Raw genomic sequence first — 16,678 nt, 5'->3', positions numbered from 1 at the left:
CTTAAAGGTGGTTTTTTTTGCAAAACTTAACAGAGTTTATTTGACTGAAAGATATATTCTGAAGCCTGATAAAAATAAAACATCATTTTTTAAATAGGTTATTCCATGCAATTAAAACTCAAAACATTAACGGTTTCTTTATTGGCTCTAGGTTTAAGTACGGCAATATTTGCAAAACCTGTTTTACAGCAATCATATAAACAAATTGAAGAATATAAACTTGATAATGGTCTTAAAGTTATACTGTTTGAAAATAATAAAGAAAGTAAAGTCTTTATAAACATGATTTACCAAACAGGTTCTCTAAATGATCCGAATGGTAAGGGAGGCATGGCGCACTTATTAGAACATTTAGCTTTTAAAGGTACGCAGAATATTAAAGGTGACGATTTTCAAAAACGACTTGATCAATACACGTTGTCTAATAATGCTAGTACAGATTATTACGTGACTCAATATACCAACGAGGTTCGGGCAGACCAAAAAGCCATTGATGAAGTGATTTATTTAGAAGCTGAAAGAATGGATAAGCTTGTACTTCAACAAAAATTTGTGCCTTCTGAAATTGAGATTGTTAAACGTGAGCGTGAGTTGACCTCGGATCAACCATTTTCTTTGCTAATCGATAAAGTATTTAAAGCAATTTATGGCAATAAAGATTTAGGACGTGAACCTATAGGTGATTTAGGTGAATTACAATCAATTAATATGACGGAGTTAAATCAATTTTATCGGAAATGGTATGCACCAAATAATGCGGTAATGGTGATTACAGGTAATTTTGATAAAACATCTTTACTAAATGTTTTAGATCAAAAGTTTAGTACTATTCCTGCTAGAAAAATTCCAGACCAAACAGTAGTTCCAGTGGTTGATCTGACAAAGATAAAAGATCAGTATTTTAGTGTTCAAAAAGGTAGTAGCTACCAGAAAATGAATATCTATATCACACCTAGAAAACCTGAAATTGAACCTATTTTGAGCATTACACCATTATTGTTCAACATTGAGCCTAGTGGGCAATTATATAAAAATATGGTGGATACAGGGATTGTGGATGATGCTACGATGTCTGCATGGATGACACCTGATTTTAATTTGATGATTGTAAGTGCTGATTATGCACCATCACAAAATGTGAAAAAAATTGATAAATCATTAATTACAAGTGTAGAGCAATTTCAATTATTTAATGATGTAGATTTGAGCCGTGTTAAAACTGTTTTCAAAAATAGTGCAGATGCTGATTTTAAAGATGCAACAAAAATAGGTGAATTACTAAGTGATAGTGTGGCTTTGAATAAGGGAAATTGGATTCAGTATTTTCAAGATAGAGAAGTAACACAAAAATTAGATGTAAATACGATTAATCAACAATTAAGAGTTTATTTCAAGCCTGATCACCGTATTAGCTCAGAAATCACCCCAACTTCAAAATCCGAAAAAAAAGTAATGCAAGCAGATGCACATACAGTATCAGATACATTAATGAATGATGCTGATGAAAAACCTCAACCATTGAAAAATGTGACAGTTTATAAAAAAGAAAGTGCTCATTATTTACAAGACGTTATTGAACATTCCAAAGAGGCAGAATCGGAGATTGTACGAGGGAAGTTAAATAATGGTTTGCAATATGCACTTTATTCAACAAGTACATTAGATGATCAGAGCTATGCAAATTTGGTCGTAAATTTTGGTACGGCTGAAAGTTTATTCAATAAAGGTGAAGTGATTGATTTAACCGCATATTTAATGATGCGTGGTTCTGATCGTTATTCATTACAAGACATTACGGATAAATCTATTGAAGCCGATGGGGAGGTTCTAGTTGTACCCAATGGTAATTCTATCGAGTTTAGAGTTTCGGCTGATAAAGCACATTTTTCTGATTATTTAAAATTTGTTCTAGAGCTAATTAAAACTCCAACATTCGATAAATCACAATTTAATCAGATTAAAACTAAATCATTAAATCGATTAGATCGTTCTTATACAGAGCCTGAAACTGTCGCTACATTTGCTATGAGTAAATTGGTAAATCAATATCCTGAAGGCGATTTACGTGGCTTTTCTAGCCCAGAATTTAGTAAAAAATCTATTAATAAAGTCACAAATGAACAAATAAAAAGTTTCTATAAGAAATATTTTAATATGCATCATGCTCAAATTGCAGTAACAGGTGAAATTAATCCTCAACAAATTAAAGCCTTGTTAGAAACAGAGCTTTCAAGCTGGAATGGACAAGAAGACTATTATGCCCCAATTGGTGCAATATATCAGCCAGTAAAGGCACAAAAACATCATTTACTTGCAGAGCAACGAGAGTTTGGTCATTACAAAGCAAATCTAGCTATAGCGATGGGGGCTGATAGTCCTGACACACAGGCAATGTATGTATTGAGCTATATTTTGGGAGAATCACAATTATCTTCACGTTTAGGTCAAGAGTTGCGTGAAAAAAATACCTTGGTGTATGGGTTTAATGAATCTGTGACTGTTAGTGATTATGAAGACTCGGGTTATCTTGAAATTTCAGCGAATTATACTGCTGGTAAATCTGAATTGGTTTCACGTGCCGTTTATAAAGTTCTCAATGATTTGTTGAAGAATGGTGTCACCGAACAAGAAGTTGAAGCAGCAAAAGCCGATTTATTAAAACAAAGTGCTACGGGTTTAGAAAATGCATCGAATATTCATGAATTATTAGCACCTCAACTCAAGCACAATCGTAATATGTCTTATTTGCAAAGCAAGTATCAACATATTGCTAAAGTGACTAAAGCGGATGTTGATGCTGTTATTCAAAAATACATTAAGCTTGATCAGTTAGTCGAGGTTATGGCAGATCAATATGGTAAAGATGTGAAATAAAAAGAATAAATTTCATGTTTTTATTGGTTGTTAAACTGTGAAAAATAAAGATTGTTAACTGAGAATTGTTTACAATTAAAATATTGGTCAGATTGGAATTAGGTCTCTATTTTCGATTCTGACCATTTTTACAGTTTAAATTTGATTATTGATTTAAATTATTGTTTTTTTAATAAAATAAAAAAGATTGCATTTTAATTGTGTCTTGAATGACGTATTTAAAAAGAGATTAATCTTTTGGAGTGATTATGCTTTTTCGCTTTAACCAATGTGTTGTTTCATTTTTTCTTTTGGGAATAGGTTCATCTGTTTTTGCTCAACCTGTATTGTTTAAAGCAGAACAGAAAATTGAAGAATACACCTTAGATAATGGTTTTCGTGTCATCCTTGCACAAAATGATAAAGAAAATAAAGTGTATATGAACACGATTTATCGCACTGGTTCTTTGAATGATCCTAAAGGTAAAGGTGGTTTAGCACATTTATTAGAGCATTTAGCTTTTAAAGGCACGCAAAATATAAAAGGCGAAGAATTTCAACGTCGTTTAAATCAGTACACTTTATCGAATAATGCAAGTACAGATTATTATGCAACTCAATATATCAATATTATTCGTCCAGAACAAAAAGCAATAAACGAAATTATTCATCTTGAAGCTGAGCGCATGGATAAACTTGTTCTACAAGAAAAGTTTGTCCCTTCAGAAATTGCGATTGTAAAACGTGAACGTGAAGTGCGTTTAGATCAACCATTTTCTGTTTTACTAGATCAAGTGTTTAAAACTGCTTATGGAAATCAACATTTAGGGCGTTTACCTATTGGTGATTTAAATGAATTACAGTCGATTAAAATGAGCGAGTTGAATACTTTTTATAGAAATTGGTATGCGCCAAATAATGCCATTATGGTCATTTCAGGTAAATTTGATAAAGCTGAAGTTTTAAAGCAAATTGATCAAAGTTTTAGTTCAATTCAAACTCGAAAAATTCCAAAACAAGCGACCGTGCCAGCATTAGACAGCACAAAAATTCAAAATAAAGTATTTAAGGTTCAAAAAGGCAGTGACCTTGCAAAATTTAATATTTATTTAACAGGAGCAAATGAAAATGTGAAAACAGCATTGGCAATGTCTCCAACTTTATATACTTTACAACCAAGTGGGCATTTATATCAGAGTATTGTAGAAACTGGCATTGCGACAGCTGCGCAATCTACAACATGGTTAGATAAAGATTTTAATATGGTGTTTATGGGGGCAGTTTATGCACCTAACCATAATGAAAAAACAGTTCAAAACTCATTAAATACAGGTGTTGAACAGAATAAGCCATTTACAGAGGCTGAGTTAAATCGTATTAAAAAAATGACGATTAACCAAGCAGAGAGCGTTAAAAATAACGCATCTGCATTAGGTTCACGTTTAGGTGATTATGCCATTGCTTATGATGGTGATTGGACTCGATATTTTAAAGATTTGACAGATGTTCAAAACTTAAAAGTAAATGATGTTAATCAGGTGTATAAAGGATTCTTGTCACCTAAAAATCGAATTATTGGTGATATTCAACCGACACCAGAAGATCAGAAAAAAGCACTCACTTTAGATGTAAATGAAACAGATACAAAAACTTTAGATGCTTCTAACGAAAAGCCAGAACCATTAAAAGATATATCAACCTATAAAAAAGAAGTAAGTGCTTTTGTTGATTCATCTAAAAAACATATTGAAAGTACAGAAAAGAAAATTGAGCGTGGTGAGTTTAAAAATGGTGTGAAATATGCACTTTATTCTACATCTACTCGTGACGATAAAACTTATGCCAGCATTAATGTAGATTTTGGTACGGCAGAATCTTTATTTAATAAAGGTCAAGTTATCGATTTAATGGCATATCTCATGCTACGAGGATCGGATAAATATAGCTTACAAGATATTGCTGATAAATCGATTGAAGCAGGTGGTGGTGTTTCAGCATCGGGGAGTGGTAATGGTGTAAACATTCAAATTGTTGCGAAGAAAGAGAAATTTGAAGAGTTCTTTAAATTTGCAATTGAATTGATGAAAGCTCCTAAGTTTGAACAAACCCAATTCGATTTAATTAAATCGCAATCGCTTTCAAGTTTAGACCGTCCATATACAGAACCTGATATGGTTTCTGCTTTAACAATCACAAGAATTGTAGAGAAGAACCAACCCGGTGATTTACGTTATCATTTCGAACCTGAGTTTGCTAAAAAGCAATTACAAGAAGCGAGCAATGAGCAAGTAAAAGCATTGTATCAACAGTTTTTTGCGATGAATCATTCACAAATTGCAATTACTGGTGATTTTGATGCGAAGAAAATCAAGAAATTATTAAAGTCTGAATTTTCTAAGTGGAATGGTAAAGAAGCTTATGAAAAATTGCAGAGTCCGTATTCCACCTATCCTGCACAAAAACATCATATGCTTGCAGAGCAACGTAAATTTGGCAGTTATGTCAGCGTAATGCCATTTCCAGTAGGCGCTGATAATCCTGATCGACCTGCGCTTGTTGTGTTTGGAAATATTTTAGGTGTATCGCAATTATCTTCTCGTTTAGCTCAAGAATTACGTGAAAAAAATGCACTTGTTTATGGTTTTGGCAGCACTTTGAACTTCAGTGACCAAATTGAAAGTGGTGCATTAGGCATCAGTGCAAATTACACAGCAGGAAAGGCGACACAAGTTTCACAAGCTGTTCATAAAGTTCTCAATGATTTATTGAAAAATGGTGTAACGGAACAAGAGGTTGAAGCAGCAAAAGCAGATATCTTTAAAAAACGTGTTACAGCGTTGGAAGATGAACGTCGTATTCATGGCATGCTTACTTCACAATTAGAGCGTGGACGCGATTTATATGCGCGTGAAAAGCAAGATCAAGGTTTTGCTCAAGTGACTAAAGCAGATGTAGATGCTGTTATTAAAAAATATATTAAGCTCGATCAATTTGTTGAAGTGATGTCCGACCAATATGGTAAAGCAGCAAAATAAATTGTTCATCGATCATTATAGAAACAAATAAAAAAAGCCCGAAAGGGCTTTTTTTATGACATAGCATTTAAATATTAATGCTTGTGATCATGTTCGTGATTGTGCTTATTGGCATGAAATTCTTCGTTATGACGGAAACGTAAGTAGTTTTCAAACTGTTCACAATATTCATCGTAGTTATCTTCCAACATCATTTGAAATTGCTGAAGAATATAAGACATCACTTGGTCTCTGGCATCGCGCATTTCGTTGCCATCTTTGAAATTGTTGGCAGCAACCCAAGTGTTAAAACGAGCTGTACCAAAAAGCATTGCAGCACTCACTTGACCGCGCTTTTCAGTTGGCTTTTCTTGAGTTCCTTTTTCTACACGGCAAAACTCATTTGCTTGTTTGATAAATTCATCAGCACGTTCAAAGAAAATAGCATTCAAAGCTTCTTCTTCAGTAACATCCGTCGCTTCGATCTTTTGAACCATGAGCTTTTCCTAGTATAAAAATCTAATGCTGCATTATAGGCAAAGGCTTGCAGAAACGGAACCTTTCGCTTAATCTAAAAATAGCCTAAGCATTATTATGGAATATTCAATGCAAGATGCCATTGCGGTTCAACGTTTAAAAAGTGATATCGCTTTATTGCGCCAAAATACTTGGCCACCTACAAATTTAGCCAATGTAGAAGGGCTGCCTATTTATTATGGAACAAAGGCAGAAGTTGATGAATATTACAATCAATGGACAGGTTTAATAGAAAGGGCACAAGACTTATTTCAGCCATTTATGGAAGATGAAGTTCTCGATGAAATTCATTTGCCTAGTCACTTAAATTTACCACTGTTTTATTTTCATGTAGATCGAATTCGCATTAATAAAACACGTGCAAAAGAGTCAAAAACTTTTCGTGGTATTGCAAGCCTTATTGAAAAGTGTGGGCAATTTGAACCAGAACAAATACAAGCAATGTCGCAATGGTTGGACAGTGATGATACTACTGCTTTGGTTGCGCATCGTGAGTTTATTGATTTAAGAACTTATGTGTTTCAGCATGGGCAAAGTGATTACACACGCACACGGTTTTATGTGAATGGAATTGTATTAAGTACGGAAGATGACTTTAAATTGGTCGATGCTCGAGAGAAACCACGTAAGCAACGTAGCGATAGTTATAACGACCCATTGGCAGATAACAATACGTGGAAAGTTTTTGGGAAATATCGTTAAGTAAAATGACATAAACTTGTGGAATATTGGTTAAATAGTAAACGTGGAGCACTAAAAATTATTTTTAAAGCCCAACTTGGTTGAGTTGGGCTCTTATAGTTGGGATAAGCTTATGATTTATATTGAATGAAAATTTAATTTAGAATTTAGCTAAACCACTTAATTCCAAATTTATTTTTCTTAGAAAATAAAAAGCCGAGTTAATAAATTAATTCAGTTTTAAATTGAATATTAGATCTCTTGCTTTGGTTGAAATTTAAACAGCGTTAAGCTATATTTTATAAAGTTTTGGCTAATGCAAAATTAGATAAAGCCATACTTTTCGCAAGAGATCTAATCTCTTTTAATTTGACCGCTAACAATTGATCTAATAACTAACCTTAGAATCATCCACCATGCATAAATACTGCCTAATGATATTGAGTCATTGTCATTTAATAAACCATGTGCAACATTATTGCGCAGGTTATAACCTAATGCTTCAGTAAAAATACTTTTTAATTCAAAACTAAGGCTTTTACCGAAAATTTGTTCTGTTTCTGGAAGATCCATTAACGTGCTCAATCCATTTTCATTTTCTATACCTTCTTTATCAATATTAGTTGTTATGCAGCCTGCTTCTTTTAATTTTGATCTCACTATGTGTTCAACTTGTGGACATAGAAGATGGATTGCAAGGCCAAAATCCTCCTCAAAACCTAACCATAGAGCATTCCCTAATAAAAAAACTCTATCTGTTGGAACAAGAGGAGATTGATTACACAAAGAAATTATTAATTCTTTAGTTACTCTATGCTCTTTAAGTAATTGTCTCAATGCAGGAAGAATTTGACTTTGTACAGTAAGATCAAGGTGAATAGAGAATTGACTTTGCATTTGTTTATATAAAACTGCTTGATTAGCTAGATCGTCTTCACCAGCATTGAGATTCATACTTGGTGTTTTTGCAATAATACGTCCATCTCCACTTAAATGACGTCCACCGAATAAACTCCCCAAAATACTATGCTTTAAAGTTTCCTTTGAATTCTTTAATAGTTGCTCATATTTAGTAGGATGAGTGACACCAGTAAAATATAACAAAGCATCTTGAGGAGTGGACTTTCCTTTTACGTGTTCTATAGATACTTCAACTAACTCAGAAACATCAACAGTTGGTGATTTCAAAGATATCATTTCATCTAAAGAAGCTTGCCCTGAAGATATTATCTTCATACGAACGGCTATTATTTTATTTTCAATATTATATCTATCTCTTTCTTTGGTAGGAATTCGACGATATGCTTGAATAGCATTCTCATAGAATCCATTTGCAACTAGATTACTATGAGTACTTCGAATATCAGCTTCATTTTCATAACACTCGGCTATGCCAATAAGCGACTCTAAATAGTTTTCTTTCTCGTTACATTGCTTATTTTTTTTTGCGGATAACTCAAAATATGAAATAGCCGAATGAAAGTCTCTATTGTTTTTTAATTTTTGTGCTTTTTCATAGAGATTCTGGGCTATTTGAGGTCTTAAATCTTCATCTATTCTTAATTTATCTAATAAATCTGCAAGCCATAATTGCATATACTTACTGTCTGAATATTCCTTAAGAAAAGCTGCAAAAAGTAAGCTTTTGATTTTTTCTAAACGTTTCCAATCCTTAATTTGTATAGCTAAACGTGCAGCACGTTCAAAGCACTTCTTAATATCTCTATGCCAAGATTGATCATCAATGTCATGCATAAGATACGTATCAATTGCTATTTTTGCATGATGGATTTTTTTAGGTCTAAGCAATAACCATAATAAATCTGCAATTCTTGCCTTTAAATATGGTTCACTTATATCATTTAAGATTTGCTCGAAAAAAAATAATTCATCTTTAGTAAAGTCTTCTGGAATTGCGGATCTTCTTGCCATTTGGAAATCTTCAAAAATAGGCTTAAATGGCTCATTTAGGCTATCTGATATAAGCATCATTGAAGAAGCTTTAGACAATAGTTCAAGAATCTTCTGACTATCAGTTTTTTCTGCATCCAACATTTTCTTTGCTGATGCTTGTAAACTCATTGTTATAACCGAATAACCCTGATGATCACCTTCAGGAATATCAAGTTCCCAATTATATTCTAAAAAATTCTCACGATTCAGATATAAATTTCCTTGCACGTTATCCATAACACTTCTCTATTTCTCAAAAAAAACCATTTTCTATTTAACCTAAAACCTCTTATGCGAAATCTAAATTTAAAAGAAAGCGAGGAATTCATCCTCGCTTTTTTATTCTAAATCAATTATTTCAAGAATTTACGGCTCACCATAAATTGTTCTGTTGCTTCTAGTAAACGCTCTGCATAAACTTCTTGCTTGGCTGTAAGCCAACCTAAAACAAACCAATCGCTTGCTTCTAATTCTGTTTGTTGAATGTATAAAGCCGAAGAAGATAAAACCAAATATTCATGTGCTGCCAGTTGAGCATCATTTAAAGCTTTGCTGTATTTTTGCAAATTTTTAACATCATAAATATTGGTTAAAATTGGAAAGCTAAATTTCAATTCACTAATATGCGTTGCAAGTAAATCTAAGCTTTCAAAATTACTAATCTCCGCCTGACTCAAACTTTCTTGCAAAATTTTATACTGATGTTGCAACGTATTTTGTGCAAAAGCTTTTAAATCTTGCTTTTGAGATACTTCACTTGTTTCTAAACTAAAGGTTAACAGCTCAAGAAAGTGATGAACATTTTGTGTCGATTTAACTAAATTATTCAGCTTTTCTTTGGCATAAAGAATATCTTTTTCCAAATTTGAAGAAGTATTTGGATTTTGTAGAAATGTGCCCAAAGTATCTTGCATATGTTGTAAATGCTGTAAATTTTCAAATTGCTGTTTAAAAGCATTCAGCTGATTTGTCCATTTATTTGAAAGAGAAGGGCTCCAATCTTTAAAAATATGCAAACTTAAATACAAATGATTTAACGCAGTTTGCGCTTGCTCAATATGTGACTTTTCCGCAAGTAATGCAGAAATAGCGGCAATGTTTGGTAGTAAATGTTGAAGTTGTTGAGAAATTAACAAGCGTAGATTTATATCAGCACTGTCTTTTTTACTGAGTTGAAATTCTTTAGCGTATTGTGCGGGGCTAACAATTTGTTGTTGTGCAAGTAAATTGCCAATTTCGGCTTTGCTTCGTACATCTAACCAAAGTTGATATTTCTTAACCCACTCAAAACTAAAAGCAAGTAAGCTTTTAATAGAACCATCTTTCAGTTCAAATTCAACTTCATGAACGGGAGATTCCCCATGTTCAGCACGAATTGTACCAATGTCCAGACTGACTTCAATATGCGTATCTTCAAATGGAATTACACGTGAAGTTCGTTCAATATCCGTTTCAAATTGCAGTTTAAGCGCATCAAAATTTTGTCCTAAAGCATTGGTTAAAATTTTTGTTGCTTCAGCATCATCTTTATAAATGTCTAAATTCAATTCAGGTGGAATCTCAGATTCGCCTAAATCATAATTATGTTCAAAGCGTTGAATATGACTTTTTCCCGCAGCTTTAAGGGTTTGAATCCAACGTGTTCCTTCTAGGCGAAGACGTAATGCTGCATGATTTTGTGCAAGTAAACGATCTTCCGTATCAAAATATTTTGCTTTTAATTGAATGATTTCTGACTTTTTAGGATCTAAAGCTTTAAGTAAAGCATTTCGTCTTGATTCATGAATTTGAAATTTTAATTCAACTTCGGTCATAAGTTTTGTCCTAGTTTTAATCTCAATGTGTGAGATGAGTCAGTTCACGTGAATATGCGTTATTAAAGTTATGTATAGCGCAAAAATAATGTTGTATATGTTCAGCCTTGATTGTATCGAAAATCTATTTTGATGTAAGACTTGACGAATCTAGATTACAAAGAAGTGGCTTTAATTTAAGCGAAAAATGGTTTAACGTGATTAAAACGTATCAGGAAGATATTAGTGAATATAAAGATGGATCAAAATTTTAATATCAATATTCAGCCAGAATTGAAATTACCCATTCGTAATTATCATGAATTTTATCGCTTCTACTTAACCGAGCATCGAAATATCATGAGTCGACGTTTACACGTTGCAGGTAGTTGCATTGGGTTGTATTTTTTTAGCAAAGCCATTCGACAGCGTCAGGCTAAATATTTTGTTTATGGTTTAGTTTCAGGTTATGCCTGCGCTTGGATTGGGCATTTTGTTTTTGAAAAAAATAAACCTGCAAGTTTTAAACAACCTATTTATAGCTTTATTTCAGACTGGAAAATGTTCTCGGATGTATTAAGAGGTAACTTAAGTTTAAGAGATAGAGCATTTGATAAAATTAAGAGTTAATGTAAATATTCGAAAAATATAGCAATAATTATATTTATTTTTATGATTAATATGAAAAAATTGAAATAAAAGCTCTAATATTTTAAAAAAATAGGGTAGAGTGGTGAAACACTAATTTATTTTTAATGTTAAATATCCAGTTTCCAAACCTAGAGCGACCTCTCTAGGTTTTTTTTATGCCAAAAGTTTATAAAGCATCAATAATTCAATAGAAAAATAATGAATTGCTACATGTTTAAATGATTTATCTCATAGGGTTGTGAGATAATTCGGCATAAGACAAATTTCGGCAGATGTGATGCGCGGTTTATATTTAATTACTAACGATGATCCAATTGAGCTTTTGTTAGCAAAGCTTGAAGGTGCAATGGCAACTTATGAAGTGGCTGTCTTACAGTATCGTCGTAAGAATGTTCAAAAAGAAGCACAAGCCTATGAAATTGGCTATATGAAGCATTTATGTGCCCAATACAAAGTACCTTTTGTCATCAATGATGATTTAGATACTGCAGTTGAATATGGCGTAGGGGTACATTTAGGGCAAGATGATGGCTCAATTGCAGAAGCAGTAGCACGTTTACCAAAAAATGTTCTGATTGGTCGTAGCTGTAATAATTCTATTGAATTGGCAGAACAAGCCATTGCCGATGGAGCAAACTATGTTGCTTTTGGTGCAATTTATGCCACTGATACAAAACCTGAAGCGGGTAATATCGGTCTTGAAACTTTAAAACAAGCAAAAGCGAAGTTGAATGTGCCTATTTGTGCAATTGGTGGTTTGACCGTTGAAAACGGTGCTGAAGTGATTGCTGCGGGTGCAGATTTATGTGCGGTGATTAGTGATGTTTTAGGTCGTTCAATGTCTACGGTTGGTCAACGTGTATATGATTGGTCAGAACTATTTGCTGAACAAGCTTAATTTTTTTATTTTTTGAGTTGAGTGATTTTCATGAGTTTATCTCCAAAGCAAGAACAATTGTTCAAACAAGCAAGCAAACATATTCCAGGTGGTGTGAATTCACCTGTACGTGCATTTAATGGTGTAGGTGGTACGCCAGTATTTATTGAAAAAGCGCAAGGCGCTTATTTGTACGATGTAGATGGCAAACGCTATGTAGATTATGTCGGTTCATGGGGTCCAATGATTTTGGGTCATGCACATCCTGAAATTATTAAAGCCGTTCAAACTGCTGCTGTAGATGGTTTAAGTTTTGGTGCGCCAACGGTACACGAAACAACTTTAGCGGACATTATTTGTGAAATTATGCCGTCTATTGAATTGGTTCGTATGACCAACTCAGGCACAGAAGCAACAATGACAGCAATTCGTCTTGCACGTGGTTATACGGGGCGTGACAAAATTGTTAAGTTTGAAGGATGCTATCACGGTCATTCAGACTCGTTACTTGTGAAAGCAGGTTCTGGTCTATTGACAAGTGGTGAGGGCGAAGCGACTTCAGCAGGTGTTCCTGCCGATTTTGCAAAACATACGCTTACGCTTCCGTACAACGATATTGCAACTTTAAAAGAATGTTTTGCTAAATTTGGTTCTGAAATTGCAGGGGTCATTGTTGAACCTGTTGCAGGCAACATGAATCTTGTAAAACCAATTGATGGTTTCTTACAAGCTATTCGCGATGTATGTGATGAACATGGTTCAGTCTTCATTATTGATGAAGTAATGACAGGTTTCCGTGTGGGGCTAGGTGGTGCGCAGGCTCATTACGGCGTAACACCTGATTTAACGACTTTAGGTAAAATCATTGGTGCAGGCTTACCTGTGGGTGCATTTGGTGGTAAACGTGAAGTGATGGAATGTATCGCGCCGCTTGGTAAAGTGTATCAAGCAGGGACATTGTCGGGTAATCCACTTGCAATGCGTGCGGGTATTGAGATGTTTAAACATCTACGTGCTGAAGGTTTCTATGAAAACTTAACCGCTAAACTTGCAACATTACTTGCAGGCTTAGAAGCAGCAGCAAAAGATGCAGGTGTACCATTTAAGACTCAACAAGTGGGTGGTATGTTTGGTATGTACTTCACCGACCAAGAAGACATCACAAGCTTTGATTCAATGTTGAAATGTGATGTTGAAGCATTCCGTCAATTCTTCCACGGGATGTTGTCACGTGGTGTAAACCTTGCCCCATCTGCCTTTGAAGCAGGCTTCTTCTCAGCAGCACATTCAGATGAAGATATTGAATATACTATTCAAATGGCGAAAGAAGTTTTTGCAGAAATAAACAACAAATAGGCTAGAAATTAGCTAAACTAAAGCCCGTAGTTGATATGCTACGGGCTTTTTTATTGAGCAAATTTTAGAATAAATTAAGGACATTTTATGAAAACTACACATTATTTAACTTTAGCAGATGCAGAATTCTTATTAGATCAAGCACAAAAATATGCTATTGAGCATTCATTTAATGTCAGTATTGCTGTTGTTGATGCGACGGGTAGTTTATTGACATTCAAACGTATGGATGGCGCAGCACCCATTAGTGCGACAGTAAGTTTAGAGAAAGCAAAGTGTTCTGCTATTAGTCATAAACCTTCAAAAGCATTTGAAGATATGATTAAAAATGGTCGTGGTGGTTTCCTTTCAATTTCAAACTTTGTGGGTTTGTTAGAAGGTGGTTTGCCAATTGTTTATGAGGGACAAGTGGTTGGCGCTGTGGGTGTTTCAGGTGTTCAAGCATTCCAAGATGCAGAAATTGCTCAACATGCCATTGAGAAATTTTTAGCTCAAGTGAATTAATTCAAAAAAGCGATAGATAGAAAAGTAGAAATTTATTATAAATTACATCTATCTATCGCTTAAATTTTATATAAAATAATAACTTAGATAATTTTTTTTGTTTTTTAATTTCTGGGGGAAATATGGGGGCGAATAATAAAAATTCATTCTTTAGTCAATTTGGTGGAATGATCATTGCTGTTGGTGTCATGGTGCTTTTATTCTATAAAGATGATTTAAAAAGAATTAAAGAAAATCATCAGCAAATTCCCAATCAACAAAGTATTGAAAATACAAATGTTAATGGTTTGAAAGAAATCGAAGATTTTAGTCAGCAACAAAAAATATTAGAAAGCCAATATGCACGACCGTTTGTACAAAACACCATGAACAACTTTCCTTTAGATGGTTCTGTAAAAGGTTCTCTCACTTTCACAACTAAAGACAAAGATGCTGTTTTTCTAGTAAGAGATAAGATGACAAATACATTACATGTTGTGGTTCAACTACCCAAATATAGTAAAGCGGAAACACTTGCTCCTTTAGGTGAGTATACAATTGAATATGCAACGGGTGATGGGGAGTGGCAGGGTTTAGATAGATTTTGGGGGTATTCAACGCAATTTTATAAAAGTAATCATCAACATGTTATTTATAGAACGGATCATGGAAATGGCTATACCACTTATAGTACGGGAATCACTTTAAATACTATGACAGGTTAGACACCTGAAAAGATTAATAAAGATCAATTTATACAGCCTTAATAAAATCATGTGATTAAATTGAGCGAAATAAATATTTTTTTGTTTGATCATATTTTTATGGTTGAAAACTACCTCAAAAAATCTTTCATTTGTATAATTCTTTAAATCACATGAAATTGCTCTTCAATGTTCTATCCACTCCCAAAGAAAATTCAACTCGACGCGAGCCAAGCCAAATGGGCATTATCATCTACAGAAAGTGTTTTACTTCTTTTGGGTTTAAATGAATTACAGCAAGAAAATGATTTTCAAAATTCAGAATTAAATCAGCATTTCAATGTGTTGATGAAAAAAGCCAAAGCTTTAGATATTCCAGTCGTATCTTTAAGCGCAAATGAAATGATGCAAGGCATGATGTTGTTGGGCGAACAACTTAGTCTAAGAAAACAGCTTATCGTGACAGGTAAAATTTCAGCGCAAGCCAAACAATTACTCGAATATCTAAATTCAGTCACTGAAAATATTTGTGTAATAGATGATGCAATTTTGCTTACGAATATTGAACAACATATTCAATGGATTGAAAGCATTTCAAAGCAAAAAATCCATCATATAAACACGTATAATTTATTGCGTTTGTGGTCATTAAGTGCGCCTAAAGAATTTATTCTGTCGAGCAAAGGTATTTTATTGGCAATTGCCGAAGCCTTAGATATAGAGCCTTTAGAAATAGATCCGAATCAATATTTAAGCAGTTATGGGTTAAACTCTGTTTCTATAGTCAGTTTGGTTGAATTGTGGCGCGTAAATGGTTCAAATATTCGTTACGAAGATTTTAAACCTGACTTAACGCTTGCAAGCCTAATGAATTATTTAGTGAATCCGCATTAAAAAAACACAAATTGAAAATTTAATTTGGCTAAATCGGAAATTTCGTCGGTTATTAACGCTTTGAACATTGTATTTTATAGTTAAGATTCTTATCATTGCTCGCTTGTTTTCGTGATCAGCTTGGAATTGAAACTTGAGTAATTTTCTAACCGAACACCTGATTCATCGTGATGAAGATTTCATGGTGATTCATAAGCCAGAAGGGATACTCACTGTTCCTGGGAAAACACCAGATTTACAAGATTGTGTGATCAATCGTTTACTTGCAGTAGAACCGAATACTTTGCTTATTCATCGTTTAGATCGAGATACTTCAGGTATTTTAGTCTTTGGTTTATCGAAATTCGGACAAAACCGCATTTCACGCCAATTTCAAGAACGTCAAACTTCAAAAATTTATCAAGCCATTGTTGCAGGTCATTTAGAAGATGAGGGAACGGTAGATGTTCCAGTCATTTATGATCCATCTAGACCGCCATTGCATATTGCAGAACCATCTCATAATAAACCTGCTTTAACACATTGGCAGGCAACTGAACATTTTCAAATTCAAGGACAAGATGTAACGCGCGTTCAACTTACGCCAATTACAGGTCGTTCTCATCAACTCCGTGTACATATGCAATATTTAGGTCATCCAATTATTGGAGATACCTTATATGCAACGCCAGAGCAACAACAGCTTTCGCCACGTTTATGTTTACATGCGGAAAAATTAAGCTTTCATCATCCTAAAACAGAACAATCTGTTGAGTTTTATTGTGCAGTCCCTTTTTAGGGTGAAAGTGTTTCAAGAGATTTAATTTAGCTCACTTTTTGGTGGGCTTTATGTCAAAATATATTGCTTAAAGGTGTTGTTTTTTGGTCAAATGCTAATCAATG

13 protein-coding genes are annotated in these 16,678 nt (G+C 33.9%); 10 read left to right on the top strand and 3 right to left on the bottom strand.

The genetic code is table 11. The features are described from left to right. Positions 1–105: 105 nt before the first annotated feature. Both A6M14_RS11270 and A6M14_RS11265 read left to right on the top strand, forming a co-directional pair. Positions 106–2,874 carry a M16 family metallopeptidase gene (locus A6M14_RS11270; RefSeq protein ID WP_152875106.1) on the top strand — a complete coding sequence of 923 codons (2,769 nt, stop codon included), beginning with the start codon at positions 106–108 and terminating at the stop codon, positions 2,872–2,874. Positions 2,875–3,122: 248 nt separating this feature from the next. Then, positions 3,123–5,888 (top strand): M16 family metallopeptidase, encoded by a 2,766-nt coding sequence (locus A6M14_RS11265; protein WP_152875104.1) that lies wholly within the window; start codon positions 3,123–3,125, stop codon positions 5,886–5,888. A 74-nt stretch (positions 5,889–5,962) separates the two neighbouring features. Here the strand turns inward: A6M14_RS11265 and A6M14_RS11260 are convergent, their stop codons facing one another. Next, positions 5,963–6,364 carry a DUF3144 domain-containing protein gene (locus tag A6M14_RS11260; protein WP_152875103.1) on the bottom strand — a complete coding sequence of 134 codons (402 nt, stop codon included), beginning with the start codon at positions 6,362–6,364 and terminating at the stop codon, positions 5,963–5,965. Between the two features lie 109 nt (positions 6,365–6,473). Here A6M14_RS11260 and A6M14_RS11255 point away from each other — a divergent pair, with 109 nt between their 5' ends. Further along, positions 6,474–7,106, top strand: coding sequence for a hypothetical protein (locus A6M14_RS11255; RefSeq protein ID WP_152875101.1), 633 nt, complete (start codon positions 6,474–6,476; stop codon positions 7,104–7,106). A 333-nt stretch (positions 7,107–7,439) separates the two neighbouring features. Here A6M14_RS11255 and A6M14_RS11250 read toward each other — a convergent pair whose 3' ends face one another. Beyond that, positions 7,440–9,275: a DUF4209 domain-containing protein gene (locus tag A6M14_RS11250; protein ID WP_206669623.1), complete on the bottom strand. Its 1,836-nt coding sequence runs from the start codon at positions 9,273–9,275 to the stop codon at positions 7,440–7,442. A 116-nt stretch (positions 9,276–9,391) separates the two neighbouring features. Next, positions 9,392–10,852 carry a CYTH domain-containing protein gene (locus tag A6M14_RS11245; protein ID WP_152875100.1) on the bottom strand — a complete coding sequence of 487 codons (1,461 nt, stop codon included), beginning with the start codon at positions 10,850–10,852 and terminating at the stop codon, positions 9,392–9,394. A 237-nt stretch (positions 10,853–11,089) separates the two neighbouring features. Here A6M14_RS11245 and A6M14_RS11240 point away from each other — a divergent pair, with 237 nt between their 5' ends. The 7 genes from A6M14_RS11240 (at position 11,090) to A6M14_RS11210 (ending at position 16,574) form a co-directional block, all read left to right on the top strand. Further along, positions 11,090–11,461 carry an Mpo1-like protein gene (locus A6M14_RS11240; RefSeq protein ID WP_152875099.1) on the top strand — a complete coding sequence of 124 codons (372 nt, stop codon included), beginning with the start codon at positions 11,090–11,092 and terminating at the stop codon, positions 11,459–11,461. Positions 11,462–11,759: 298 nt separating this feature from the next. Next, positions 11,760–12,380: a thiamine phosphate synthase gene (gene thiE / locus A6M14_RS11235; RefSeq protein WP_152875098.1), complete on the top strand. Its 621-nt coding sequence runs from the start codon at positions 11,760–11,762 to the stop codon at positions 12,378–12,380. A 30-nt stretch (positions 12,381–12,410) separates the two neighbouring features. Continuing rightward, entirely contained in the window at positions 12,411–13,715 is a 1,305-nt protein-coding gene (gene hemL, locus A6M14_RS11230) for a glutamate-1-semialdehyde 2,1-aminomutase (RefSeq protein WP_152875097.1), read from the top strand. An 87-nt stretch (positions 13,716–13,802) separates the two neighbouring features. Beyond that, positions 13,803–14,219, top strand: a complete 417-nt coding sequence (locus tag A6M14_RS11225) for a GlcG/HbpS family heme-binding protein (RefSeq protein ID WP_152875095.1) — start codon at positions 13,803–13,805, stop codon at positions 14,217–14,219. 122 nt (positions 14,220–14,341) lie between these two features. Then, positions 14,342–14,923, top strand: a complete 582-nt coding sequence (locus A6M14_RS11220; protein ID WP_152875093.1) for a hypothetical protein — start codon at positions 14,342–14,344, stop codon at positions 14,921–14,923. Between the two features lie 168 nt (positions 14,924–15,091). Continuing rightward, complete coding sequence (locus A6M14_RS11215; RefSeq protein WP_152875092.1) at positions 15,092–15,796, top strand: phosphopantetheine-binding protein; 705 nt, start codon at positions 15,092–15,094, stop codon at positions 15,794–15,796. A 133-nt stretch (positions 15,797–15,929) separates the two neighbouring features. Continuing rightward, a complete protein-coding gene (locus tag A6M14_RS11210; RefSeq protein ID WP_152875091.1) occupies positions 15,930–16,574 on the top strand; it encodes an RluA family pseudouridine synthase in 645 nt (214 codons plus the stop codon). Positions 16,575–16,678: the final 104 nt, after the last annotated feature.

Origin of the sequence: Acinetobacter portensis (genome assembly GCF_009372215.1) — a bacterium.
GTDB classification, from domain to species: Bacteria; Pseudomonadota; Gammaproteobacteria; order Pseudomonadales; family Moraxellaceae; genus Acinetobacter; species Acinetobacter portensis.
This window is presented reverse-complemented; position numbering and strand designations above follow the sequence as displayed.

Coding starts and splice junctions, on each gene's coding strand:
- A6M14_RS11270 (WP_152875106.1), top strand. CDS start 106: ATGCAATTAAAACTCAAAACATTAACGGTTTCTTTATTGGCTCTAGGT.
- A6M14_RS11265 (WP_152875104.1), top strand. CDS start 3,123: ATGCTTTTTCGCTTTAACCAATGTGTTGTTTCATTTTTTCTTTTGGGA.
- A6M14_RS11260 (WP_152875103.1), bottom strand. CDS start 6,364: ATGGTTCAAAAGATCGAAGCGACGGATGTTACTGAAGAAGAAGCTTTG.
- A6M14_RS11255 (WP_152875101.1), top strand. CDS start 6,474: ATGCAAGATGCCATTGCGGTTCAACGTTTAAAAAGTGATATCGCTTTA.
- A6M14_RS11250 (WP_206669623.1), bottom strand. CDS start 9,275: ATGGATAACGTGCAAGGAAATTTATATCTGAATCGTGAGAATTTTTTA.
- A6M14_RS11245 (WP_152875100.1), bottom strand. CDS start 10,852: ATGACCGAAGTTGAATTAAAATTTCAAATTCATGAATCAAGACGAAAT.
- A6M14_RS11240 (WP_152875099.1), top strand. CDS start 11,090: ATGGATCAAAATTTTAATATCAATATTCAGCCAGAATTGAAATTACCC.
- thiE (WP_152875098.1), top strand. CDS start 11,760: ATGCGCGGTTTATATTTAATTACTAACGATGATCCAATTGAGCTTTTG.
- hemL (WP_152875097.1), top strand. CDS start 12,411: ATGAGTTTATCTCCAAAGCAAGAACAATTGTTCAAACAAGCAAGCAAA.
- A6M14_RS11225 (WP_152875095.1), top strand. CDS start 13,803: ATGAAAACTACACATTATTTAACTTTAGCAGATGCAGAATTCTTATTA.
- A6M14_RS11220 (WP_152875093.1), top strand. CDS start 14,342: ATGGGGGCGAATAATAAAAATTCATTCTTTAGTCAATTTGGTGGAATG.
- A6M14_RS11215 (WP_152875092.1), top strand. CDS start 15,092: ATGTTCTATCCACTCCCAAAGAAAATTCAACTCGACGCGAGCCAAGCC.